The 24,566-nt window shown below is 70.5% G+C and carries 11 protein-coding genes; 8 read left to right on the top strand and 3 right to left on the bottom strand.

The window, feature by feature from the left end:
• The first annotated feature begins 4 nt into the window (after positions 1-4).
• On the top strand, positions 5-5,167 hold the full coding sequence (locus tag ACFY1J_RS03935) for a class I SAM-dependent DNA methyltransferase (protein ID WP_390730532.1): 5,163 nt from the start codon (positions 5-7) through the stop codon (positions 5,165-5,167).
• A 60-nt stretch (positions 5,168-5,227) separates the two neighbouring features.
• Here ACFY1J_RS03935 and ACFY1J_RS03930 read toward each other — a convergent pair whose 3' ends face one another.
• On the bottom strand, positions 5,228-5,404 hold the full coding sequence (locus tag ACFY1J_RS03930; protein ID WP_390730566.1) for a DUF397 domain-containing protein: 177 nt from the start codon (positions 5,402-5,404) through the stop codon (positions 5,228-5,230).
• A 23-nt stretch (positions 5,405-5,427) separates the two neighbouring features.
• Complete coding sequence (locus ACFY1J_RS03925) at positions 5,428-6,306, bottom strand: helix-turn-helix domain-containing protein (RefSeq protein ID WP_390730531.1); 879 nt, start codon at positions 6,304-6,306, stop codon at positions 5,428-5,430.
• A 287-nt stretch (positions 6,307-6,593) separates the two neighbouring features.
• Here ACFY1J_RS03925 and ACFY1J_RS03920 point away from each other — a divergent pair, with 287 nt between their 5' ends.
• From ACFY1J_RS03920 to ACFY1J_RS03910, 3 genes are read left to right on the top strand one after another with little or no spacing between them, the layout of a single operon-like run.
• Positions 6,594-7,076 carry an ATP-binding protein gene (locus ACFY1J_RS03920; protein ID WP_390730565.1) on the top strand — a complete coding sequence of 161 codons (483 nt, stop codon included), beginning with the start codon at positions 6,594-6,596 and terminating at the stop codon, positions 7,074-7,076.
• A gap of 52 nt (positions 7,077-7,128) precedes the next feature.
• Positions 7,129-7,521, top strand: coding sequence for a hypothetical protein (locus ACFY1J_RS03915; RefSeq protein WP_390730530.1), 393 nt, complete (start codon positions 7,129-7,131; stop codon positions 7,519-7,521).
• A 6-nt stretch (positions 7,522-7,527) separates the two neighbouring features.
• Complete coding sequence (locus ACFY1J_RS03910; protein WP_390730529.1) at positions 7,528-11,433, top strand: AAA domain-containing protein; 3,906 nt, start codon at positions 7,528-7,530, stop codon at positions 11,431-11,433.
• Between the two features lie 48 nt (positions 11,434-11,481).
• On the opposite strand, the gene ACFY1J_RS03905 is transcribed toward ACFY1J_RS03910, so the two are convergent.
• Entirely contained in the window at positions 11,482-12,537 is a 1,056-nt protein-coding gene (locus ACFY1J_RS03905) for a beta family protein (protein WP_390730528.1), read from the bottom strand.
• A gap of 293 nt (positions 12,538-12,830) precedes the next feature.
• On the opposite strand from ACFY1J_RS03905, the gene ACFY1J_RS03900 reads away from it, so the two are divergent.
• The 4 genes from ACFY1J_RS03900 (at position 12,831) to ACFY1J_RS03885 (ending at position 24,024) form a co-directional block, all read left to right on the top strand.
• The gene (locus ACFY1J_RS03900) at positions 12,831-14,060 is read left to right on the top strand and encodes an AAA family ATPase (protein WP_390730527.1); all 1,230 of its coding nucleotides are present in this window, start codon (positions 12,831-12,833) and stop codon (positions 14,058-14,060) included.
• 29 nt (positions 14,061-14,089) lie between these two features.
• Positions 14,090-14,695, top strand: a complete 606-nt coding sequence (locus ACFY1J_RS03895; RefSeq protein WP_390730526.1) for a hypothetical protein — start codon at positions 14,090-14,092, stop codon at positions 14,693-14,695.
• 105 nt (positions 14,696-14,800) lie between these two features.
• The gene (locus ACFY1J_RS03890; RefSeq protein WP_390730525.1) at positions 14,801-21,760 is read left to right on the top strand and encodes a DEAD/DEAH box helicase; all 6,960 of its coding nucleotides are present in this window, start codon (positions 14,801-14,803) and stop codon (positions 21,758-21,760) included.
• Positions 21,757-24,024: a UvrD-helicase domain-containing protein gene (locus tag ACFY1J_RS03885; RefSeq protein ID WP_390730524.1), complete on the top strand. Its 2,268-nt coding sequence runs from the start codon at positions 21,757-21,759 to the stop codon at positions 24,022-24,024. The genes ACFY1J_RS03890 and ACFY1J_RS03885 overlap by 4 nt, the downstream gene beginning before the upstream one ends.
• Positions 24,025-24,566: the final 542 nt, after the last annotated feature.

The raw sequence follows: 24,566 nt of genomic DNA, 5'->3' as shown, positions 1-24,566 counted from the left end.
TGTCATGACGTACGACTCCCTGGTCAACCGTGGCGACTACTTCTCGGCTCACTACCTGGCCGAGGTGCTGCCGAAGGATCTCAGGTCGGGCCTGCTCCAGAGGTGGAAGGAGCGCGAGGAGGCGGCGAAGCCCCCCGTCGGTGACGACGGCGGAACCGAGGAGGAGACGTCCGCCGCGCCGACGCCTGGCCGTACCGAACTCCCGGTGACCCCGCGAGCCGGACTGCGGGCGCTGCGCCGGGGCTACTTCCGCGCGCGGTCCTCCTTCGCCCTGCCCGAGGACGAGGACGGCATCATCAGCGTCCGCGACACCGACGACGACCGCCTGACCTACCGGGAGCCGGAGTGGCGGGAGCGGGTACGGGCCCTCAACGCCGAGGTGCTGCGCGCGCTCGGCTACGACGCGAAGCCGCGCGTCCTGTCCGTCGAGCGCGCGGGCCAGCGGTACGAGGTCCCGGTCGCCCACGCCGAGAAGGGCCTGGTCGCGCTGGACTGCGGCTGGGCCGCCGAACCCGACGCGGCGCTCGACCCGAAGGGCCGTGGACGCCTCCTGGAACCGGTGCCGCTGGACGGCCCGCACCCGGTGGAGACCGGCTCCAAACTGGCCTCCTTCCTGTTCGCCTGCGAGGAACCGCCCCGGTACGTGCTGCTCCTCGGCGGCGGGGTGATCGTCCTCGCCGACCGCGCGGTGTGGGGCGAGGGACGCTATCTCGGCGTCTCCCTGGACACCGCGCTCCAGCGCAACGACACCCGGGCGGGCGGCGAACTCGACACCGTGGCCGCGCTGTTCGGCGCGGACTCGCTGCGCACGCCGGAGGAGGGCGGCGAGAACCCGCTGGCCGAACTGGTCGGCAAGTCGGCCAAGCACGCGGTCGGCGTCTCCAGCGAACTCCGCGACGGCCTGCGCAAGAGCGTCGAACTCATCGCGAACGAGGTGCTCCAGCGGCTGCACGGGCAGGGCGTGCGCCCCGAGGACATCGGCGAACTCCCCGACCTCGGGCGCCGGTTGACCCGAGAGTCGCTGCGCTACCTCTACCGGATCCTGTTCCTGCTGTACGCGGAGGCCCGCCCCGAACTGGGCATCCTGCCCGCCGACTATCCCGAGTACCAGCAGGGTTACGGGCTCGGCCGGCTCGGTGAACTCGTCGCCGAGCGGGAGCCGGTGGGTGACACCGCGCGCAATGGCTTCTACCTCTACGAGTCCCTGGATCTGCTGTTCCGCAAGGTGCAGGACGGCTACCGCCCGCGCCGCACGCACGGCGTGGAAGCGGCCGGCGACGACACGGCGGACGCGAAGACCAGCGAGGATGTCGGCCTGCGCTTCGAGCCGCTGCACAGCAAGCTGTTCGAACGCGACGCGATCCGCCTGATCGGGGCGGACAGCCTCCCCGACCCGCGCCACGACTCGGACGAGGCCCTGGCACGCGGCGAGTCCGTCCGCTACCTGGACACCCGGCTGCGCAACGCCACCCTCCACCAGGTGCTGCACAGCCTGATGATCACCCAGGGGAAGCGGGGGGAACGCGGCGGCTTCATCTCGTACGCGCAGCTCGGCATCAACCAGCTCGGCGCGGTCTACGAGGGCCTGATGTCGTACAGCGGCTTCATCGCGGGCGAGGAGCTGTACGAGGTCGCCAAGCACGGTGACCCGAAGGACGGTTCCTGGCTGGTTCCCAAGTCGAAGATCGCCGACTACGACGACTCCGTGTTCGTACGACGCCGGGACCGGGTCACCGGTGAGGAACTCCGCGTGCGGTACGCGCCGGGCTCGTTCGTGTACCGCCTCTCCGGCCGCGACCGGCAGACCTCCGCGTCGTACTACACACCGGAGTCGCTGACGCGGGTTACCGTGCAGCTGGCCCTCCAGCAGCTCCTCACCGAGACCACTGAGGCGAAGGACCTCCTGGACTGGCGGATCTGCGAACCCGCCCTCGGCTCGGGCGCGTTCCTCAACGAGGCCATCAACCAGGTCGCGGCGGAGTATCTGCGGCGCAGGCAGACCGAGTTGGGCCGTTCCATCGACACCGACCAGTACGCCGTCGAACTCCAGAAGGCGAAGGCGTACATCGCCCTGCACAACTCCTACGGCGTCGACCTCAACGAGACGGCCGTCGAGCTGGCCGAGGTGTCGTTGTGGCTCAACACCATGCACCCCGGCATGGAGGCCCCCTGGTTCGGCCTGCACCTGCGGCGCGGCAACTCGTTGATCGGCGGCCGGCGCGAGGTGTACTCCCCCGACCGGCTGAAGAAGGGCGGCTGGCTGGGGACCACTCCGGAGCGCTTCCCGTTGGCGGAGGCAGTGGAGGGTGCGCCGCTTCCGGAAGGCTCGGTGCACCACTTCCTCCTTCCGGCGAAGGAGTGGGGCGCCGTCGCCGCCGAGAAGGAGGCGAAGGCACTAGCCCCGGCGGAGGCGAAGGCGCTGGCCGCGTGGCGGAAGGCGGTCACGAAGTCCCCGACGGCGAAACAGACGGCCCGGCTCCAGGGGCTGGCCCGCCGTGCCGAGTACCTGTGGGGGCTGGTCGTACGACGGCTGGAGCTGTCGGAGCGTGACATCTCCCGTCGCATCCGGGTGTGGGGAGCGGAGGACGACTGGCTGCGCCGGCTGGAGGTCGCCGTGCAGCGAGACGCGGTGCTGGCCGAACTCCAGGCGGAGGACACCCCCTACTGGCGCCTCAAGACGCTCATGGACGCGTGGTGCGCGCTGTGGTTCTGGCCGGTGCAGAGCGCCGCGCTGCTGGACGGGACGGACGAGCGCTACGCGCGGGCGAAGGCGCTGGCCGCGCGGGCGGCGGAGTTCGAGGTGGTGAGCGCCGAGAGTGGTGAGGAGAGCGGCGCCGACGATGTTCTGCTGGCCTGGGAGGCGGAGGCGCTGCCCGGTTTCACCGCCGAGCCCCAGCAGATGACGCTGACGCGGGACTCGGTGTCCCGCCGCCGCACCGGCCGCCGCGCTGAGCAGATCAGGGGTGAGCGTCGAGACGTCATCCCACTCGCCGACCTGGACGACTGGATCGACTTCGCCGAGGCACTGCTGGGCACGCAGGATGTGCCGGAGGAGTCGCTGGTGTCGACGTTCGAGACGCTGGCCGACCTGTCCGTGTACGAGGACGAGCTGCCCGAGTGGATGGGCATGGACCGGTTCCAGTCGCTGGAGGAGCGGTTCTTGTGGGCGGGCGCGGCGAGGGATGTGGCGAGGGCGCAGGGGTTCTTCCATTGGGAGCTGGAGTTCGCGCAGGTGTTTGCGCGGGGTGGGTTTGAGTTGCAGGTGGGGAATCCGCCTTGGGTTCGGCCGCAGTGGTACGAGGACCAGGTTCTGGCCGAGCGCGAGCCATGGTTCGTTCTGGCGGAAAAGCCGTCTGCGGAGGAATGGCGCCTCCGCAGAGTAGAGGTATTGGATGCCGTCAATGAAAATAGAGACTATTTCCTAAGCGAGCTGGCCTCGACGGCTGGCGTCGCAGCCACGCTAAGCAGTCCGGCAGCTTACCCGCTACTCGCTGGCACAAAAAGTGACCTTTATCGCGCATTCATGACCCAAGTGTGGCAGCACATCACTCCCTCCGGCAGTGCGGGATTGATTCACCCAGACACCCACTTTGGCGGCGTACGGGAGGGTACTATCCGGGCGGCCGCATACAGGCATCTTCGAATTCATGCACACTTTGTGAATTCAGCAAACTGGGCTTTCGAAGACCTTCATCGTTCATGGGAATTCGGCATGCACATCTACGCATCCCCACGACAGCCTGATTTTCTGCATCTCAGCGAATTGCGTGGCGCCGAAGTCCTAGCCGAGTCACTCGCACACGATGGAGGGGGGCCTGTACCCGCCATCAAGCACAATGGCTCGTGGGATGTCCGACCGCATCGAGAGCGTGTGGTGCACGTGAACACGGACTTGCTGGCCAACTGGCAGGCGCTGAGGGGATCAACTGGTGATGTATCAGAGACCCCTCTGCTCTATCCCGTCCTAGCGAGCGAACAAGGTGCCGTTGAGGCCTTGGCCGCCCATCCCGCCAGCCTGAATTCATTCGACCCGATGATCACGAAGGGGTTTGACGAGGGCGCCGCAAAGAAGGATGGACTGATCCGATGGGACACAAAGGCAGCATTCGAACTAAATGACGTGATCCTCCAAGGACCACATTTCGCGCTGGCACTCCCCTTTTCGAAGGAGCCGAGGATTCCATGCAGGAATAACAGAGACTGGGATTCGCTCTCACCGACAGAACTTCCCGAGGATCGCGTGCCGGCCACCAATTATGTGCGCGCCTCCGATGAGGCGACGTATCTAGCAGCCCAGAACCAGTGGCTCGGAAGACCATTCACGTCATTTTTCCGCCTGGCCTGGCGCGCCATGATCCCATTCGCCAACAGTCGCAGTCTGTACGCCGCGCTGATCCCGCCGGGACCGGCCCACGTGCACCTCGTGCAGTCCATGGCCTTCGCAAAAAATCGCCTAACTGTTCTCAACGCGGGCTTCTGGGCGTCGCTTCCCCTTGACTATCTGTTGCGGATCACGGGACGCCCTCATCTCCAGACCAGCGAAGCCCTCACCATGCCTGCTCCCGATCCCAAGCACCCACTCGCCCCCGCACTGCTCCTCCGCGCAATCCGCCTGAACGCCCTAACAGCGCACTACGCCCCCCTCTGGGCTGAGCTGTTCGACCCCCGTTGGGCAGGCTACGAGGACTGGGCCAACCCGAACTGGCCCCATCTGAAGCCCCTCGCCGCCGACCTCAAGCCGACCTGGAAGTACAACACCCCTCTCCGCACCGAACACGAACGCCGTGCCGCCCTCGTAGAACTCGATGCCCTCGTCTCCGTCTGGCTCGGCATCACCGCCGACCAGCTCGCCGCCATCTTCAAGTCGCGCTACCCCCAGCTCTACGACTACGAGTCCGCGACCTGGTTCGACGCGAACGGTCGTAAGATCGCGGCCGACTTCAACACCTTCGGCCACGGCCAGACCAAGCAGGACTACCTCTACCTCATGGCCCACCTGGAAAACCCGGAGCACACCCCACCCCCCGAGGGTTACCAGGCTCCCTTCTACAAGGCCGACCGCGAGGCCGAGATGCGGGCGGCGCACGCACACTTCCAGGCCCGGCTGGATGCCGAGATCGCCACTGGGCGCTGGACCCCGCCCATTCGCGAGAAGGCCAAGGCGTAGTCGACCAAACGGCCTGACACAGGTTTGCCCCCGGTGCAGGACCGGGGGCAAACGTGTCGCCTACTGAGCAGCGAAGCCGACGAACGCTACCCAGGCAGCAGCAGCGACCGAGAGGGCAGGTCGGCTCGTGTCCTTGGAGTCACGAACACGGACGACGTGCGCGCAGTCGGCGACCTCAACGCACTCTCCTCCGGCCCCACCGCTGTAACTGCTCTTACGCCAGGACAGTTCACCCACCGCACCGGGGGTCTGGTTCACCTTCACACCTCTCCAAGCAGCTTCTCAACGAAGTCCAGCGACTCACGCGGAGTGAGAGCCTGCGCACGGATGATGCCGTACCGCGACGCGATTCCCTGAACCTCCTGCCGGTCACTGATTATTGTGCTGCGTCCCTGAGCTTCCAGGTAAGCCACTTGATCGCCTCCAGCGCGGTACAACAAGGTGAACGGACCGTCCACTCCGGCGTTGTCTTCCCTGTCGAGCGGCATGATCTGGATCTCGACGTTCCGGAACGCGCCGACCAACATCAACTGCTCCAGTTGACCGCGCATGACCGGCCAGCCGCCCAACGGCCGACGTACAACCGCCTCGTCGATGACAAAGCTCAGCAGGGGCGCAGGCCTGCGCTCGAAGACATGCTGGCGTGCGAGACGGGCCGCGACCCGCTGTTCCACGGTTTCCTCGTCCAGCAACGGACGCCACATGCCGAACACCGCCCGCATGTACTCCTCGGTCTGTAGCAGTCCGGGCACCGCCTGAGTCGCGTACACCCACAGCTCAACCGCCTCCCCCTCCAACCGCGCCGCATCCCGAAAGAACGCCGGGTACTGCGCCCGAGCCACCTCCTCCTTCATCTCCTGGAGGACCCCGCCCGCGTCCAGCACCTCATCCGCCCGGTCGATGAACCGCGGCGGAGCTACCCGGCGTCCCTGCTCGTACGCGGCGATGGTGGACACCGAATACCCCGTCAGCGAGCCGAACTCCGGCCGCTCCAGGCCCGCCCGCACCCGGAACCTCTTCAACTGGCGCCCGAAGACCCGCAGAACACCTGAGCCGGCGTCGGATTCCGGCTGCCGTCCCTCTCCGTCGCCGTCGCCGCTTCCGAACGCCTCGTCCACAAGCCCCGTCGGTTCACTCATCCCCGTACCACCTCCCCCGGCCAACGCGCCCCCGCGCCCCCGCGCCCGCCATCACGCTCCGTCCCGCCTACACGCGCGTACCGCACGCCTACAGCGACTCTCCGTGTGCGCGCCGTATCTGGTCACGCTAGGACCGCACCGGCAGCGTGGGCCACATGAACAGCCGAACTTCCCCCACACGGCGAACTCCCGAAGCCGAGACCGAAGCCGAAGTCGACGCCGAAGCCGCAGGCGAATCCGCGCCCCAGACCGAGGAGACCTGCTCCCACCCCCTCCACGAGTTCGCGATGGCCTTCACCTCCTCCCCGCGCGGCGCACGCCTCGCCCGCAGGCTGGTCTCCCACCGGCTCGACACGTGGGGGCATCCCTACGACGGCCGGGCCAACGACACGCTCACCCTGATCACCGCCGAGCTGACCGCCAACGCCGTACGGCACGGGCATGTCAACGGACGGGACTTCCATGTCCGGCTCACCGAGAGCACCGACTCCCTGCGCGTCGAGGTCACCGACACACGGACCGAACGCGTCCCCCTGCTCTCCGGCCAGGAGCCGCCCGGCGACGCGGAGTCCGGCCGGGGCCTGCTGATCGTGGCGGGGCTGGCGACCCGCTGGGAGGTCGCCCCGCGCGTGGGCGCGCCGGGGAAGACCGTCTGGGCGGAACTGCGCCTGACGCGAGACACGTACGACCCGGCCATCGTCGACCGGTTTCACGCCAACGGTCGGGACGCCGAGCCCACTTGGCCGTCCGGTGTCAGTGGCGGCCACTAGTCTCGTTCGCCCGGCAAGGAGCCGGTGAATCCAGGGGGAGTACGAGACCGTCATGCCCGACAACCACACCAGATACCTGATCTCCGTCGTCGACGAGGATCCGCTGCGCGCCCGTAAGGACGCGCGGGAACTGCTCACCGCGCTCGGCGAGGTGGACCCCACGGCCAGGCTGGACCTTCCCGAGCCCGGCAGTCCGGCGGGCGTCGGCGACAAGGGCGGGCCGTCCGCCGAGACCGTCGGGCTGCTGCTGAGCGCCGGTTCGTTCGTGGTCTCGCTGGTGCAGACGTGGCTGGCGCGGGTCCCGCAGCGCACCATCGTGGTCAAGCGGCCCGACGGGGCGACCCTGCACATCACCGGCAAGGAGGCCCGCGAGGACGACACGCTCATCGAGCGGTTCCTCGCGGACGACGGCGACGACGGTACGACGGCGACGACGGCGGGCTGAGCGGCGATGACCGACAACGACCGGCACGCGTTACTCGTCGGCGTCTCCACGTACGACAGCGAGACGTACGCCGACCTCCCGGCCGTACGCGCCGATCTGCACTACATGCGGGCGGTGCTGGAGAACACCGAGATCGGCATGTACAACGAGTGCGCGGTGGCCGCCGAGCCGACGCGGGCGGAGATGCTGCACGCGGTCGAGACGTTCCTGGAGGCCCGGCAGCCGAGTGAGACCGCGCTGCTCTACTTCAGCGGGCACGGCGAGTACTGCGAGCAGGACGGCCAGTTGTACTTCCTGACGCGGGACACCGACCCGGCCGACCTGCCGGGCACGGCCGTACCGGCGGAGTTCCTGGAGCGGATGCTCCAGTCCTGCCGGGCCGCCTCCAAGCTGGTCCTGCTGGACTGCTGCTCCAGCGGGTCCGTCGTCCAGGGCTGGACCGCCAAGGGCCCGTCGGGGGAACCGGACCGGTCCGCGCCGAGCACCTTGCTGCGGCCGACCGGCGTGTACTTCATCACCGCGTCCGACGCCCTCCAGGCGGCCTCCGCGATGGCGCCGCCCGGGTCGGGCCTCGGCACCTCCCGGTTCACCGGAGAGATCGTCGAGGGGCTGCGCAACGGCCGGATCAAGGAGGGCGGCTGGATCACCCCGGACGACCTCTTCGACTACCTGACCGCCCAGATGACCCGCGACGGCGTACCGGAGGAGCAGCGGCCCACCAAGTCCACGATCAGGGCCACCCGGAGCCTTCCCTTCGCCCGGTCGGTGGCACGGCCGGTGCGGCTCCCCGCGCTCCCCCACGACGCCGCCGGAACCGCCCGGCGCTCCCCCGCGCTGCTGAAGGCCCGGGAGCTGGCCGAGGCGGACGAGCGGGACGGTGTCGACCGGCAGGGACTGCTGCGGTACTACGCTGACTGCCTCACAGCGCAGGCGGCTGCCGGAATGCGGCCGGACCGGGACAGCGGCCGGGACAAGAAGTACTTCCTGCTGGCCCAGGGCGAGGAGACCATCCAGTCGGGGCGTGGACCGCACATCGTCGCGCCCGGAGCGCTGCTCGGGCCGCAGGAGGGGCGGAGCGGCTCGGACACCGAGGCGGGGAAGCGGCAGGAGTACTGGTACGGCTATCCGGCGATCACGCTGCCCGCGCGGGACGGCGGCCGGGGGCGGCGTGCGACGGTGGAGCTGGCGCCGTTGCTCATCCAGCAGATGGAGCTGGCGCCGGACGAGGAGGGCCGGGACATGCTCCGGCCCAGCGGGGTGCCGTCCCTGCACAGCGGCGTCGTCTCGGAACTCCTGGACGCGGGTGACGCGGCCGACCTGGTCGCCCGCTGGCAGCCGGCCTGGCAGGAGGGCAACGACGCCCAGATGCTGCGCGCCATAAGGGAGTTGCTGGACGAGCTGGGGCTGCCGGAACTCGAACCGCTGGCCCCGTCCGCGCTGAGCGACCGCACGGTGATGCAGGCGCTGCGGCCCGGCGCGCACAACGCGGCCGTGCTGCTGGTGCCTTCGGGCGCGGAGGCCATGGCCACCCAGGCACTGGTGGAGAACCTGCTCCAGATCTCCACGCGGACCACGCAGATCGCGGGCACCGCCCTGGACGCGCTGCTGAACGGCGGGGCCCGGCAGGTGCCTGCGCCGACCGCCGTCGCGGCGAACCCGGTGACGCCCGTCGCTCCGGGGCCGTGCAACGAGAGCCAGGAGCTGGTGATCTCGTCGGCGATGACCCAGCCGCTGACGGTGGCGACCGGGCCGCCCGGCACGGGCAAGAGCGAGGTCGTCACGGCGATCGTCACCACCTGCGTCGCCGCGGGTCAGTCGGTGCTGGTCGCCTCCACGAACAACGAGGCCGTGAACGTCGTCGCCCAGCGCTGCGACGACATCGCGCCCGGCCTGCTGATGCGGACCGGCAACGCGGAGGCGCTGGAGCGGGAGGCGGCCAAACTGGAACGGCTGCTCGCCGAACCGGCCGGGGCGTCGCGGCGCGGGTCGGCCACCGTGGGCGGCGAGCTGCGCAACACCCGGGGAGACGCCGACCGGCTGCGGGCGCAGGCGGCACACCGCGTCGGCGAGGAAGGACAGCTGCTGGAACTGCTCCGCGACCGGGAGGAGCGGGCCGCGGACCTGGAGCTGCCCCTGTCCCTGCTGGAAGGGGCCTGGGCGGCGGACGTCGACGGCGTCGCAGCGCTGGGCCGGTGGGCGGAGCGGGCGCGGAAGACGGCCGTGGCCCGCTGGTGGCAGCTGGGGGCATGGCGGCGCGGGCGGGCGCTCGCCACGCTGGTCGCGGCGAGGGCGGAGCGCCCGGACGATGTTGGACCAGCATGGCCGAAGTGGGCGACGGGCCGACCTGTGCCGCCCGAACTGCTGGAGTCCCTGGCCGGGATCGTGTCCGTGGAGCGGGAGGTGCGGGAACTCGTCCACCGGCACGGGGAATGGGACGAGGAAGGGCTCAAGCAGTCCCGGCTCGCGGCGGCGGAGGCGCTGTCCGGGCTGTCGGCGGAACTGTCCCGCGCGCTGTCCGCCGAGGCCCTGGACCGGGCCACCGGTCTCATGAACCAGCGGCTCCAGGCGCTCCGCCGCCGCTCCGGCTACCAGCGCAGCCAGAAGAACCTGATGACACACATCAAGGGGTGGGCCGTCAGCACCCACTCGGTGCGGCAACTGGAACTCGCCCCGAAACTGTTCGACCTGGTGGTCATCGACGAGGCCAGCCAGTGCTCCATCCCGTCGGTGCTGCCGCTGCTGTTCCGGGCCCGCCGGGCACTGATCATCGGTGACCCCATGCAGCTCGGGCACATCCCCGGCGTGTCCCCGCAGCAGGAGCGTCAGGCACGGGTACGGGCCGGGCTGAGCGCCGCGCAGCTGGAGCACCATCGCTTCACATATCACGTGTACTCCTCGTACCACGCGGCCGAACAGCACGGCGACAGCGCGCTGCTCCTCGACGAGCACTACCGTTGCCACCCGCGGATCGCGGACGTCGTCAACGGCCACTGCTACGGCGGCCGGTTGCGGGTGCTGACCGACGTGCGGCGGCAGGTGCCGGCGTACGACCCGGTGGGAGCGGCCGACCCGGCGCCGGTGCTCGGCTGGGTCGACGTACCGTCCGGGGAGTCGGCGCGCGGCGGTGACGGGCAGTCCTGGCGGAACGTGGAGGAGGCGGAGGCCGTCCGGCGCGTGGTCGACGGACTGCTGGCGGGGCTTCCGCCGGACGCGACGGTGGGAGTGGTCACGCCGTTCCGGGCGCAGAAGGAGACATTGGCACGGATGTGGCGGGACGACGACCGCGTCCGGGTCGGCACCGTCCACACCTTCCAGGGCGGACAGCGGGACGTGATGGTGCTCAGCCCGGTGGCGGCGCACAACACACCGTCCCGGACGACGCACTGGGTCGCGAGTCAGGTCAACCTGTGGAACGTGGCGGTCACCCGGGCCAAGTCGCAGCTCATCACGGTGGGGAGCCGCGCGTTCTGGCAGGACCAGAGCGGCCTGCCGGCCCTCCTCGCCGCGCGTTCGGCGCCGCTGGGAGCGGGCGACGACGGCACGACGGCAGAGGCCGGCGCGCCCGGCCCGGCGGCCGAGGCCCGCGCGGACCTCGCCGACCGCCTGCAGCGGTATCTGGCGGCCGGACGGGGCATCACCGATCTGGAGCGGGCCGTTCTGGTGGGCGGCCACCCGGTGGACCTGCTGTTCACCGACGCTGGCGAGAACACGGCGGTGCTGATCGACCCCGGTCCGGGGCCCGGTGCGGACCCCGCGCGGCATCTCCGGCTGACCCACGCGCGAGGCGACCTGCTCACCGGACTGCCCTCCGGGGGGTACGGGGCCAAGCCCTGCCCCGTGAGCCGGACGGTCCGGGTGCCCGCCTGGCGGATCATCGCGGGCGCCACAGCGCTGGCACCGCTGTTCGACTGAGCGCCGGACAAGGCGGCCGGGTCCGGACAGCCAGGCCCGGCGGTCCGCTCAGCCGCCGGGCAGGCTCCGCACGACGTGCGTCATGTGCTGGACGTTGCCCTCCCGCAACCACTCCGTGGGGCCGCCCACACCCTCGCTGGTCGAGAGCGGCCCGTGCGCGCAGTCGCTCAGCCACTCCTCGCCCTGTCCGGCCCCCGCTCCCCGGAACTTGGGCAGTTCGACGATCCGGCGGGCCGCGCTGCGGTTGACGGCGATCCGGTCGGGCCCCCGGGTCAGCATCTTGTACAGGAGGTACGAGCTGTCGGTGGTGTAGCGGAGCACGCCCCAGGGTGGGCCGCCCTTCCTCCCGGGTGCCGGGGCCTGCGTGAGGGCACTCGGAGGCTGGACCCCGTAGTCGCCGTAACCGAGCAACGGAGCATAGGCACCGCCCGTGGCGCGCACCTCGTGCCACATGCGCCACTCCGCCCGCGACCCCTCACACCATCCTTCCTCCAGCATGTCAGCGGTGACCCGGGGAAAGCCCCCTCCGAGCAGAGCGGCGCTCCGCCAGACCGCCAAGGGCATCAACGCGTCGAGGGCGCGCAGCGCCTCCTTGCCGGCGTCGGGCCGGTCGTCGAGGACCGCCCCCATGTCGAGCAGCAGATCCACGGGCACCTCAGGACCGGTTCGGACCAGCAGGCCCCGGACGTCCTCCCCGAGGCCGTCGTCCCACTCCCCCGGGACCCTCACCCGGACGCCCAGTCCGCGCAGGCAGTGGCGGGCCGTCTCCACGGCCACCGTCTGCTGCGCCTCGGTCCGCTCCGGACCGGTCACCGGACGGAGCCGTCCCAACTCGCAGTAGACGGGCAGCGCTTCGGCGAGGGCGTCGGTCTGCGCGTCCTCGCCGAAGGGAGCGTCGATCCATCCGCCGTGACGGCTCACGGCGCTCACCGGGTCGACGTACTTGCCGACCAGCGTGGCCAGTGTCTCCGGGGTTGCTCCAGGTAGCGGCGGCAGGTTCCACAGCGGTCTGATCGCTGCCCGGACGTCCGGCCACAGCAGTCGGAACGCCGCGGCGGCGTGCGGCCGCGTCGGCAGAACGGGAACATAGAGCGGTCCGGACATCGCGGCTCCCCTCGGCACCGTTCGTGCGCATCCCTTCCCACCAGAGTCCGTTCGCCTCGAAGCACTTGAAAAGAGAGCGATTTCGGCCCGCATGGCCGATGTGTTCAAGTACCTGGTGACGGTGTGACGTAAGTTGTACGCTTCGTGATGCTCGGTGGTCGGACGCACCAAGTGGACGATGCACATGGGGAACTGAGCGGCACTCAGCGGCATGCCTCGGGACCGTCCGCCGTGCGCCGACCAGTTCGCTGACCGGGCGCCACGGCCCGGCCGTTCCACGATGGGCGCGAGGCGTGAACCACCGGATACTCGGTCTGACCGTGCGGAACTTCCGCACCCTCACCGACGTGAAGCTGCCACTCGGCCCGCTGACCGTCCTGTCCGGCCCGAACGCGGCCGGCAAGTCGAACGTGCTGCAGTCCCTGGAGTTCCTGGGGGATGTGGCGGGGGCGGGTATCGAGCAGGCGCTGGAGAAGCGCGGCGGATTCGACGTCCTGGCCTTTCGCGGCGGACGAAGCCCAGTGTCACGCATCACGGTGGGCGTCAAGGGGCTCTGGTCGGACTTCGCCTCGGAGGAGGCACCCGACCGCTACGAACTGAGCGTCTCCCGGCCCCGCCTGCCCGAGGGTTCGCGCGAGCGATACGCGATGTACCGCCGCGAGCGTTTCGTGCAGCATCCGGCGGAGGGCAGCGAAACCTCGGTGGAGCTGTCGGGCGGCTCCGTGAAGGTCGACAGTGGCCTGCCGGGGGACCACACCGACGGTACGGCCGACGTCGGGCGCATGGTGTCAGCCCTCCACCAGGGACCAGTGCCCGCACTGCCGGACAGCGCGCCTTCGGCTCGCGCCGTCGCCGATGTGAAGCGGCACCTCTCGCAGATCCGGGTGTTCGACCCGGACGTACGCGAGGCACGGAAGCCCCATGGCATCAGCGAAGCGAGGAGGTCGCAGTACCTGGAGAGCGATGCCTCGAATCTCGCCGACTTCCTGCGCGGGCTCAAGGAGCGGGAGGACGGGGAAGCCTGGGAGATGCTCCTGGAGGACGTCAGAACCGTCGTGCCTCAGATCCGGGACATCCACCTCGTCTCACCCCCCGACTTCGCTTCCTACCGCACCGCGGTGGAACTGGAGGAAGAAGGGCTGCGTGGCCGGACTCGACTGACGGAAGCGTCCTGGGGCACGGTCCGCATCCTGTGCATGCTCGCGATCTTCCACGATCCCAACCCGCCGCTGCTCACCTGCATCGAGGAAGTCGATCACGGCATCCATCCGCACGCGCTGGAGCTGCTGGCCGAACGCCTCCGCGAGGCCAGCGAACGCAGCCAGTACCTGGTGACCACCCACTCCCCAGTCTTCGTGAACAAGCTGGACGCCGACGAATGGGTGCCCTGCGGCCGTCGCATCAACGGCGCTTCTGTGATCCCCGACCGCATGCCGGGCCGTATTCGGGAGGTCGTGGAGGAGTCCGAGCACGAGCCTCTCGGTGATCTCTGGTACTCCGGTTCGGTCGGAGGTTCACTGTGAGCCCGCGTCGTCCGAACAAGAGACAGCCGGTGATTGTTGTTGCAGGTGAGAGCGCCAACGATCGCGGCGTCCTCAAGAAGCTGATACCGGCCCTATACCGAGGAACCTGCCCCCGGATCGAAGAGATCCGGGACGAGATCAAGCTGGCGACGGCCATCAACCAGCTCAGTCCCCGGGTCGAGGTGATTCGCAAGCGGGCGCTGGCCAAGGCCAAGGACTGCGATGCCGAGCTGGTCGGCATCGTGGTGCACGCCGACATGGACGCCGTGGCCGATCAAGGCTACGACAGAGTCCGCGACCGGGTCACCGCCCAGCTTCGCGCCGGGCTGCCCTGCGACACCGCCCTCGCCCTGGCCGCGGTCGAAATGGAGGGCTGGCTGATGCAGTTCCCGGACGCCTTCCCGAAGGTGAACCCGGGATGGGAGATGCGTCCCCAGGACTGCCGCCGTGATCTGGGGCTGCTGCTCAACCCGAAAGAACACCTGATGAAGTACCTCGGAAAGCCGATCTACCGGGAGTCCCACTCTCCGAAGATCATGGACGAGGCGGTCCGGCACGGCCACGTCAGCGCGCGCCCCAGCGGCAACAACCGCTCGTTCCGCGACTTCGCCGACGAACTGGCGGGCTGGAAGTAGCTCGGGCGCTGTGACCAGGCCCGGACACCGACCGGCCGCCCTGTCGGTCACCCGCTATACGGTGGTACCGATCACCAGGGCACCGGCATCGCAAGGGGGACCGTCGTGAAGCCCACCATGGCCGCCGCGCAGCTCCGCGGCAGTCTGACGCAGTACCTCACGACGACGTACGCCCTCGCCGACGAAACCACCCGCGGCGCCCTCGAACGCTTCCTCGGGCACCCCGAGACCGGCATCTTCCGCGGTCCCTACCTGCGGATCCGGACACCGTTCCACGTCGCCGACGACGGCTGGCGGCGCGACCTGGAATGGTCGGCGGGATTCCCCGGGTTCGCTCCGTGGCGGCACCAGGCGAAGGCGTGGGCCCGGCTGTCCACGCTGCACGGGCCCGGCCGGCCGACCCTGGTGACCACCGGCACCGGCTCCGGCAAGACCGAGTCCTTCCTGGTTCCCGTGCTGGACCACTGCCGGCGCCAGAAGGCCGAGGGCGTGCGCGGGATCAAGGCGGTGCTGCTCTACCCCATGAACGCGCTCGCCACCGACCAGGCGGGGCGCATCGCCGAATACCTGGCGCGTCCGGAGCTGGCCCAGGTCACAGCGGGTCTGTACATCGGCGACCGGCCCGACACCGACTTCCGGCGGGTGATGACACGGCGCGAGGAGATGCGCCTCTCACCGCCCGATGTGCTGATCACCAACTACAAGATGCTCGACCTGCTGCTCCAGCGCGGCGAGGACCGGGCCCTGTGGGAGGGCGCCGAGCCCGCGTACGTCGTACTGGACGAGTTCCACACGTACGACGGCGCGCAGGGCACCGACGTGGCGATGCTGCTGCGCAGGCTCGCCGCCGCCACCGGCGCGGCCCGGCCGGGCCGGCCCCTGGGGTCGATCTGCCCGGTGGCGACCTCGGCGACCCTCGGCGAGGGAGCGCCCGGGAAGGAGGCCGGGGGCATCCTCGACGTGGCGGCCAGGGTGTTCGGGATGCCGTTCGCGGCGGACGCGGTCATCGGCGAGGAGCGGATGACCGCCGAGGAGTTCACCGGCACCGTCGACTACGAGTTGCCCGAGCCGCCGACCCCGCAGGAGGTCGTCGCGGTGTCCGGCGGACCGGACGTCGAGGCCCGGCCCGACCTGCTGGACCTGAACGCGCTCGCCACCCTGCTGCTGGGCCGGTCCGGCCTCGACGCCTTCCGCGTCGGACGGCTGCTGAAGCGGCACGACTTCACCCTCGGCGTCCTGTCGCTGCTCGACGGCGAACCGCTGGACGAGTGGACGCTGCGGGACCGGCTGAGCCGGTTCGGCTACTCCTGGGGCCGCACCGCCCGCGAGAACCCCCGGCTGGCGCTCCAGGCGCTGTCCCGGTTCGTGGCGCTGCTGTCCGCCGCCCGCGACCCGGACTCCGACGAGCGCAGGCCCCGGCCGCTGCTGCACATCGAGGCGCACCTGTGGGTGCGGCCCGTGACACGCGTGCTGCGCGGAGTGGGACCGACCCCCGAGTTCCGCTGGTACGAGGACGACCGGACCGCCGCGCGCCGGGCCGCGCTCAACGCCGCGCCGCCCGGCGAGGAGGACTCCGACGCCTCCTCCGGGAGCATGCCGTCGTATTCGTCCCGTTCGTCCAGCCGCCGCCCGGAGCCCCTGCCGGGCTCCGACACGGCGCCGCGCCCCGCCCAGGTGCACCTTCCGGCCGTGTACTGCCGCAACTGCGGGCGCTCCGGATGGGCGGCCCTGTCCCCGGAGGCCGACCCGCAGCAGCTCGTGACCGCGCAGGACCGCATCTGGCGGGCCGGCGTCGGCCGGGACAAGCGGCGGCTGCGCTACTTCATCGCCGCCACCCCCGGCGAGCGACGGCGGACACTCGACGCGCTGACCGGCGCCCGGCCCTCGGACGGCGGCGTGGACCCGCTGTCCGTCGTCGTCCTGGACGGCGGGCGGGGCACCTACCGGCTGCCCACCACCGCGGACGACGGGGAGCTGGTCGACGCATGGTTCGCGCTGGCCCTGCTCGACCGCAAGAGCGCCGACAAGGCCGCGAAGGACGACCGGTGTCCCGCCTGCCAGACCGACAACAGCATCCGCTTCCTCGGTACCGCCCAGGCGGCCCTCGCCTCGGCGGCGGTCACCCAGCTGTTCACCGGCGGCGACATCGCGCTCGTCCCCGAGGAACGCAAGACGCTGCTGTTCAACGACTCCACCCAGGACGCCGCGCACCGGGCGGGATACGTCGCGAACGCCTCGTACAAGTTCTCACTGCGCTCGCTGCTCGCGCACAACCTGGACGAATCAGGGGCGCCGACCGCGCTCAACGACCTGATCGGCTTCGTGCTGGAGTCGGTGGACGACCCCGAGGCGCTGGCCGCCGTGGTGCCTCCCGACCTCCACGACGAGCCGGGGGTCGACCGGCTGCTGTCCGGCCGGGGCACGGGCGACGCGCGGACCTGGCGGCTGATCGGCGAGCGTCTGGCCTTCGCGACGGTCATGGAGTTCGGGCTGCGCAGCCGCATGGGCCGCACCCTGGAACTGACCCGGACCGCGGCGGCCGAGGTGATGCTGTCCGACCCCGACGGCGTCACCGACCTGGCACGGGACGTGCACCTGGCGCTGCCCGGCCAGCTGCTGGCCGTGGGCGGACTGCCCACCCCCGAACGCTACCTCGCCTATGTCCGGGGCCTGCTGGAACGGCTGCGGCTGCGCGGCGCGGTGCGGCATCGCTGGCTCGACACCTGGATCAGGGAAGCCGGCACCAACCGCTATCTCATCTCCGGTCGCAGGCCCGACGGCATGCCCGCCTTCCCCGAGGGCGTCGCTCCGCCGCGATTCCTGCTCGACGGGCAGAAGGACGGATCCGAGTTCGACGCGGTCACCGGAAGGCTGGGCTGGTACCAGGACTGGACCCGCAGATGTCTGGACCTGGACGCCGCCGGGGCGACCGAGTACCTGCGCAGACTGCTGCCCCACCTCGCCGACGCGGGCGTCCTGTCGACGCGGACCACCCGCGACCGGCAGACCCGGGTGTACGGGATCCAGCCGGGTCACATCCAGGTCCGCCTGCTCGACGACGCCGTCGTCAACAAGGCCTTCGTCGCCTGCGAGGACTGCGGCTGGCAGCAGGTCGTCGTCCCCGAGCGGCGCACCCGCTGGTACGGCCATCCCTGCCCCCGCTACCGATGCAGGGGACGGCTCACCGCGCCCCAGCGTGACATGTCCTACGCCGGGGCCGAAGGCATCCGCCCCGACAGGCCCGTGCGGGAGCGGGACTACCGGCGGGACTACTACCGTCGCCTCTACCTGACGGGCGGCACGTTCCGCGTGGTGACGGCCGAGCACACCGGCATGCTCACCCGCCCCGAACGTGAGCGCGTGGAGCGCGCCTTCAAGGCGGGCACGCACTACACCGACCCCAACGTCCTGTCGTGCACCCCGACCCTGGAACTCGGCATCGACATCGGCGACCTGTCGGCCGTCCTGCTCGGCTCGCTGCCCGCCGGACCGGCCAACTACGTGCAGCGGGCCGGGCGGGCCGGACGACGGACGGGCAACGCGCTGGTGGTCGCGTTCGGCGGACGCAGGGCGCGCGACCTGTACTACCTGGACGAGCCGCGGGAGATGATCGCCGGGACCATCCTGCCGCCGGGCTGCTATCTGTCGGCCGTGGAGATCCTGCGCCGCCAGTACACCGCCCGGCTGCTGGACCTGGCGGCCCGCGGGGAACTGCGGACCTCGGACGGCGAGACTCTCGCGCCCGTGCCCCGGCTGTCGTCCGCCCTGTTCGGCACCAGCGGATGGTGCCAGGATCTCGCGGACGCCGCGCAGACCCACGGAGCGCGCCTTGTGGAGGAGTTCCTCGCGTTGTTCCCCGCCGACGGCGGCCAGGACAACGACACGGAAGGCGTCTCCGAGCACGCGGCGGACGAACTGCGCGCCTACGCGACCGGGGGAATCGTCCGGGTGCTCCAGGAGGCCGAGGAGGACTGGACCGGCCGACGCGAGGAGGTGCGCCGCAGAATCGCGGCGATCGACGAGGCGGCCGGGCAACTGGCCCGCTCCGACGACTCACAGGACCGGGAGCGGCGCGAGCTGCTGGCCGAGCGCCGTGCCGCCGGGGACCTGCTGCGGGAACTGAGCCAGTCCGCCGCACACGCCACGCTGGTGGACCTCGGGCTGCTGCCGAACTACAGCCTGACGGACACCACCACCATGCTGGAAGCAACGCTGTACTGGTCGGAGACCCCCGACGAGGAGGACGCGCCGCAGGAGGAGGGAGCCCGGCCGCCCGGTGCCAAGGTGTACCGCAGCGAGACCCGGGACTACGAACGGTCCAGCGCGCTCGCCCTGACCGAACTCGCCCCCGGCAACAGCTTCTACGTCAACGGCTACCGGCACGTGGTGCGCGCCCTCGACATCGGCGGTCCCGACCGGCGCGCCTGGTCGGTGTGGCGGCTCTGTCCCGCCTGCGGTTACGTGCGGACCGAGAACGCCGAGCGTGACACGACGCCGTGCCCACGCTGCCGTGGCCGGGAGATCGCCGACGCGGGCTGCGTCCAGTACGTCCTGCGCCCCCGGCGAGTGCTGTCCCGCGACAAGCGCGAGGACGCCAGGGTGCGCGACGACCGGGACGAACGCGACCGCAGGCGCTACGCGACCCTCACCACCGTCGACATCGACCCCGGCCGCCTCGTTCCAGGATCCTGGCGGCACGACGAGGCCGTGTTCGGCGTGGACTTCACCCGCCACGCCGTGATCCGGACCCTGAACCTCGGTCTCGACCGCGAGGACGGCAGCAGCACGGTGCCGCTCGCCGGGGAGGACGTCCGCCTCAACCCGTTCTACGTCTGCACCTCGTGCGGCGGTGCGACCGCCGACGGCAGACCGGTGGTGGACGTGCCCCAGCACGCGCTAACCGAGTCGGGGGCGACGAGTGTCCCGGCTTCCGCGCACCATCTGCTGTGGTGCCCGCGCCGCCGGGTCCGCGGCGCCGCGGCGGGCACGGCCGGAGCGCAGGGCGCGGGCCAGGACGTGCCCCTGCTGCTGGCCCACGAACTGACCACAGAGGCCGTCCGCATCCTGCTGCCCGCCTCGGTGGCCCGCGTCAAGGAGCGCCTCGCGTCGTTCACCGCCGCCTTGTTCGCGGGGATCGCCGCCCGCTACGGCGGCGATCCCGACCACATCGACATCGCCGAGGCCACCATGCCGGACGACGCAGGCGACCCGGATGCCGACTGGCCCCGGCGCTTCCTGGTCGTGTACGACCGGCTGCCCGGCGGCACCGGATACCTGCACCGGCTGGCCTCCTCGGACGGCTTCCGGGAAGTCCTGCTCAGGGCTCGCGACGTCATCGAGCACTGCGCGTGCCGGGAGAAGGGCCTGGACGGCTGCCACCAGTGCCTGCTGCGCCGGGTGCCGGCCTCCGACTACGACAAGGTCAGCCGCAACGAGGTCCGGCAGATGCTGGACGAGCTGCTCGGCGCCGACGGAGAACGCTGGCGCACCTCACGGGTGACAACCACCCAGGACATCCCGCTCCAGAGGCAGGCCGAGAGCGACCTTGAGGTCCTGTTCGTCGAGACGTTGCGGGACTGGGCAAAGCTGCCGGAATCGAAGGCCACGGCGGACGCCTACACCACCTCGGCCGGCACCTATGCCCTGGACCTCAGGCTCACAGCACCCGACGGGTCCACCGTGAGCTGGCGTGTCTCCCAGCAACGCGCGCTGGAGGACACCCGGCCCGACATACTCCTGGAACGGCTGGACTCTCCCGGCCCCCGCGTCGCCCTGTACCTCGACGGCTACGCGTACCACGCCACCCGCGAACACGACCGGCTCGCCGACGACGCCAAGAAGCGCACCAGGCTCCGCGCCGAGGGACTGCGGGTGTTCCAACTGACCTACCACGACGTGACCGCATGGCGCCGCCGGATCAACGACCCCGGATACACCGGGACCGACACGGACACCTCCGTCTGGACGCCCTACGGCACCGCTGGACAGCAACGCGCCCGCGACTACTACGACCGGGTGGGCCGCGGGCTGCCCGGCGAACTGGCCGAGACGATGTGGGTCAACCCGGCGCGGACGCTCCTGGCCTACCTGCGCTCGCCCGATCCCGAACGCTGGCGGCGGCGGGCTGAGGCGGTGGCCGCGGGCATGAGCGGGGCGGACGGGACCCGCGGTGCCGCCCTCAGCGGCGCCGAGGCCGCGACCGGCATCAGGGAGGCGCTGCGCGCGGGCGCACCCGCCGAGACCACGGGACCGGTGCGGATGCTGTACGGCTCTGACACGTCGGGCTGCCGTCTGGTGCTGGCCGCCGACGGCAGGCGGACCCCGCCCGTGTGGACGGGCCTGGTCGTCCTCGATGACGGCGTCACGGCCCTGGAGGAGGGGCCGGCGCACAAGCGGCGCTGGCGCGCCTGGCTCTGGTGGGGCAATGTGCTGCAGTTCCTGGAACACGGCGGCGGTGACAGCGCGCAGCTGACGTCGAGCATGATCGACGGCTTCCGTCCCGAGGTCCTCACCGTGACCGGTGGAGAGGGCTGGCTGACGTCCATGCGTGTCCCGGTCGACCGGGCCGAGAAGGAGCCCTCCGCCGTGGAAGTGGCCGCCGTGTCGGCCGTCCCCGCCGTACCGGCCGTCCCCGCCGTCATCGGGGACGAGACGACCGCACGGGAGCCGGAGGTGGCCGAGCAGCCCGGCGGCACCGGGCCCGGACGGGATCCCCGCTGGGACCGGGTCATCGAGTTGCTGGACCCGGAGGAGCCGGAACTCACCGCCCTCGCGCACACGCTGGCGTCGGCGGCGGTGCCGGTCCCCTGGGACGGCTACGAACTGGACGGTCAGGGCTGGCAGGCCGAACTCGCCTGGCCGGACGTCCGGATCGGCGTGGTCAGGGCCCCCCGCCCGACCGGCGACGAGCCGGACTACGAGGCCGAGGACCAGAAGCACGCCTTCGCGGCGGCCGGCTGGACGGTCCATACGGCGGACGAGTGGGACGGCACGGAACTGATCGCCCGGCTCGGCGGCCGGGACCGGAACGAGAACAGCACCAACGACGGGGAGCCGAAGCGATGACCACCTCCGGCGTCACACTGCGCCTGCTCGACAGGGCCGACAAGGAGATCCTGAAGCTGCCCCGCACGGTCAAGGGCGCCTTCTTCGACTTCCAGCACAAGTTCAGGACCAACCCGCACACCACCGGTCTCAAGCTCCAGCAGCTCAAGGGCGACCACCGGCTCTGGTCGGCACGCGTCAACGACGAGTACCGTGCCCTGCTGCTGCGGCTCGCCGACGACGACTGGCTGATCGTCTCCGTCAAGCACCGCAGGGACGTCTACAACCGGCTCTCGTACGGCGTCAACCAGGTCACCGGCGGCATCGAGTACGTCGATCTGGAGGTCGTGGAGGACAGCGTCCTGGGCAGGCTGCCCGGCGCGACCGCTCAGACGCGGCCCACTCCCGAACCACGGCCGTCGGCGCCTCTCCCGGAACCGCTGTTCACCGCCTGGTCCGACCGTCAGCTGACCGAACTCGGTGTCGCGGAACCCCTGTTGCCCGTCATCCGTACGCTCACCACGGAGGACCAGCTGCTCGGCCTCGCCGAGTACGCGCCGCAGCTGACCGGCGAGGTGCTGATCGCGCTGTTCGACGGCGCGTCGTACGAGGACGTACTCGACCAGGTGACCAGGCCGGTTGCCGCCACCGAGCCGGTCGACCCGGACGACCTCGCGGCCGCCGCCGAGCGGCCGGCGACGGTCGTCACCACCACGGACGAAGACCTCCGCGGAGCGCTGGAGAGCGGTGACTTCGGCCGGTGGAAGAGCTTCCTGCACCCCACACAGGCCAAGCTCGTCGAGCGCCGCTACAGCGGTCCGGCCCGGGTCGGAGGCGGGCCCGGCACGGGCAAGACCGTCGTCGCGCTGCACCGGGTACGCCACCTCGTCCGGCAGCTCTCCCCCGGGCACGACAAGCCCGTCCTCCTCACCACCTTCAACAAGAACCTCGCCGCGGACCTGCGCTCCCGACTGCTGGAGCTGGGCGGCGACGAACTGCTCAGCCGGGTCGAGGTGAGCCACGTCGACCAGCTGGCGCTGCGTGTCGTCCGCGAGGCCGAACCCGGCAACGGCAAGCAAGCCATCGACGACGGACAGGCCGTACGCGAGTGGCGCGCGCTGCTCGACGAACTGGGCGAGGACACCTGGGACCCGGAGTTCCTGCACGAGGAGTGGACCCAGGTCATCCTCGGTCAGGCCGTCGGCAGCCGCACCGACTACTTCCGGGCCCGGCGGGCCGGGCGTGGCAAGAGCATCGGCCGCGCCGAGCGGGCCGAGATCTGGCAACTCGCCGAACGCTTCACCCAGCGGCTCGACCGGCTCGGACGGCAGACCTGGGACCAGATCGCGGAGCGCGCGGCACGCCTGGAGATGGGCCGCGAACAACGCATCCAGAACATCGCACGGCAGCGGGATGAAGCGGGTGGCCTCGACAACATCCACCTCCAGGACGGCTCCGGTGGCTGGCTGCGCCACCGCTACCGCCACATTGTGGTGGACGAGGCCCAGGACCTGCGCCCCGCCCACTGGAAGATGCTGCGCGCCATGGCCCCCCGTACGTCGGACGACCTGTTCCTGGTGGGCGACACCCACCAGCGCATCTACAAGAACCAGGTGACGCTCGGCAGTCTGGGCGTCAACATCCGCGGCCGGTCCGCGAAGCTGACCCTTAGCTACCGGACCACGCGGCAGATCCTGCGCTCGGCCCTCGGAGTCCTGGGCGAGACGACGTACGACGATCTCGACGGCGGCGCGGAAACCCTCGCCGGTTACCGGTCCGTGCTCAACGGCGGGCTCCCCGCCGGGCATGCCTTCCCGGACTGGGACGCCGAGCGGGAAGGCGTGGCCGCTCTGATCTCAGGGTGGGACGCGGACACGGACACGGCTGTCCCGCACGAGCAGATCGCGGTGTGCGTCCCGACCAACCAGATGGCGACCGAGATGGGGTACACGCTGAAGCTGCACGGCATCGACGCGCTGGAGATCCGTTCCGACGGACCGAACGGCTCCGCCGGCGTGCACATCGGCACGATGTTCCGGTTCAAGGGGCTGGAGTACCAGCGGATGATCATCGCGGGCGTGACCGACGGGCTCGTCCCGCGTGCGGACGTGAGCCGACTGCGTGACGTCGAACCCACGCGCTACCGACACGAGATCCAGCGGGCCAGATCCCTGCTCTTCGTGGCCGCTACCCGGGCCCGCGACAGCGTGGACGTCTTCTGGCACGGCAGGCCCAGCCCGTTCCTGGACAGCTCGTGGGTGGAGACGGAGCACGGGGGCAGGTGACACCCGGCTCGGGGCGAGTTCCCGCCTTGGGCCACCTGCGCTCCGGCTACCGAGACGCTGGCGCCGTTGCGTCGCTGTTGGGACCGGGAGAACTCGGCCGTCCCGTGCGTCGCTTCCCTCATCCCCAACACCTGTACGTCATGTAGAACCTCGCGCAGTGGCTCCAAGCCACCATGGCCTGGTTCCGAGGCTCTCGCGTCCATGCCTCTCAGCGGTAAGGCGTCCTCTTCCAACCACTGCTGCACATCGTCGCCACCAGCAGCCCCTTTCGCCTCGTTCCAGGCGGGATGACCCTACGCGCTATGCGATCAAGCCCGAACGGGCCGAGCTGATTTCGGTCGAGAGTTTCGCCAGGTCCTCTGAAACCGACTTCCAACCATGCGCACGAACAACACTTGCGGGCGCATGCATACACCTTCGTCTACCACGCGAAACGCCACCGCATGGGCGCAAACACCGTCCGACTCCCGGCTATCCACCTCGGTGGCCAGTTCCCCGAACTTCATGCAGTCAGGCTCGCTCGCTGGGTGACGAGGCCGATC

This window comes from Streptomyces sp. NPDC001406 (assembly GCF_042895285.1).
In the GTDB taxonomy this organism is placed as follows: domain Bacteria; phylum Actinomycetota; class Actinomycetes; order Streptomycetales; family Streptomycetaceae; genus Streptomyces.
This window is presented reverse-complemented; position numbering and strand designations above follow the sequence as displayed.

What these genes read in the sequence shown, in the direction of transcription:
- ACFY1J_RS03935 (WP_390730532.1), top strand. Translation starts at nt 5, where the DNA reads ATGACGTACGACTCCCTGGTCAACCGTGGCGACTACTTCTCGGCTCAC.
- ACFY1J_RS03915 (WP_390730530.1), top strand. Translation starts at nt 7,129, where the DNA reads ATGCCCGACAACCACACCAGATACCTGATCTCCGTCGTCGACGAGGAT.
- ACFY1J_RS03925 (WP_390730531.1), bottom strand. Translation starts at nt 6,306, where the DNA reads ATGAGTGAACCGACGGGGCTTGTGGACGAGGCGTTCGGAAGCGGCGAC.
- ACFY1J_RS03920 (WP_390730565.1), top strand. Translation starts at nt 6,594, where the DNA reads ATGGCCTTCACCTCCTCCCCGCGCGGCGCACGCCTCGCCCGCAGGCTG.
- ACFY1J_RS03905 (WP_390730528.1), bottom strand. Translation starts at nt 12,537, where the DNA reads ATGTCCGGACCGCTCTATGTTCCCGTTCTGCCGACGCGGCCGCACGCC.
- ACFY1J_RS03910 (WP_390730529.1), top strand. Translation starts at nt 7,528, where the DNA reads ATGACCGACAACGACCGGCACGCGTTACTCGTCGGCGTCTCCACGTAC.
- ACFY1J_RS03885 (WP_390730524.1), top strand. Translation starts at nt 21,757, where the DNA reads ATGACCACCTCCGGCGTCACACTGCGCCTGCTCGACAGGGCCGACAAG.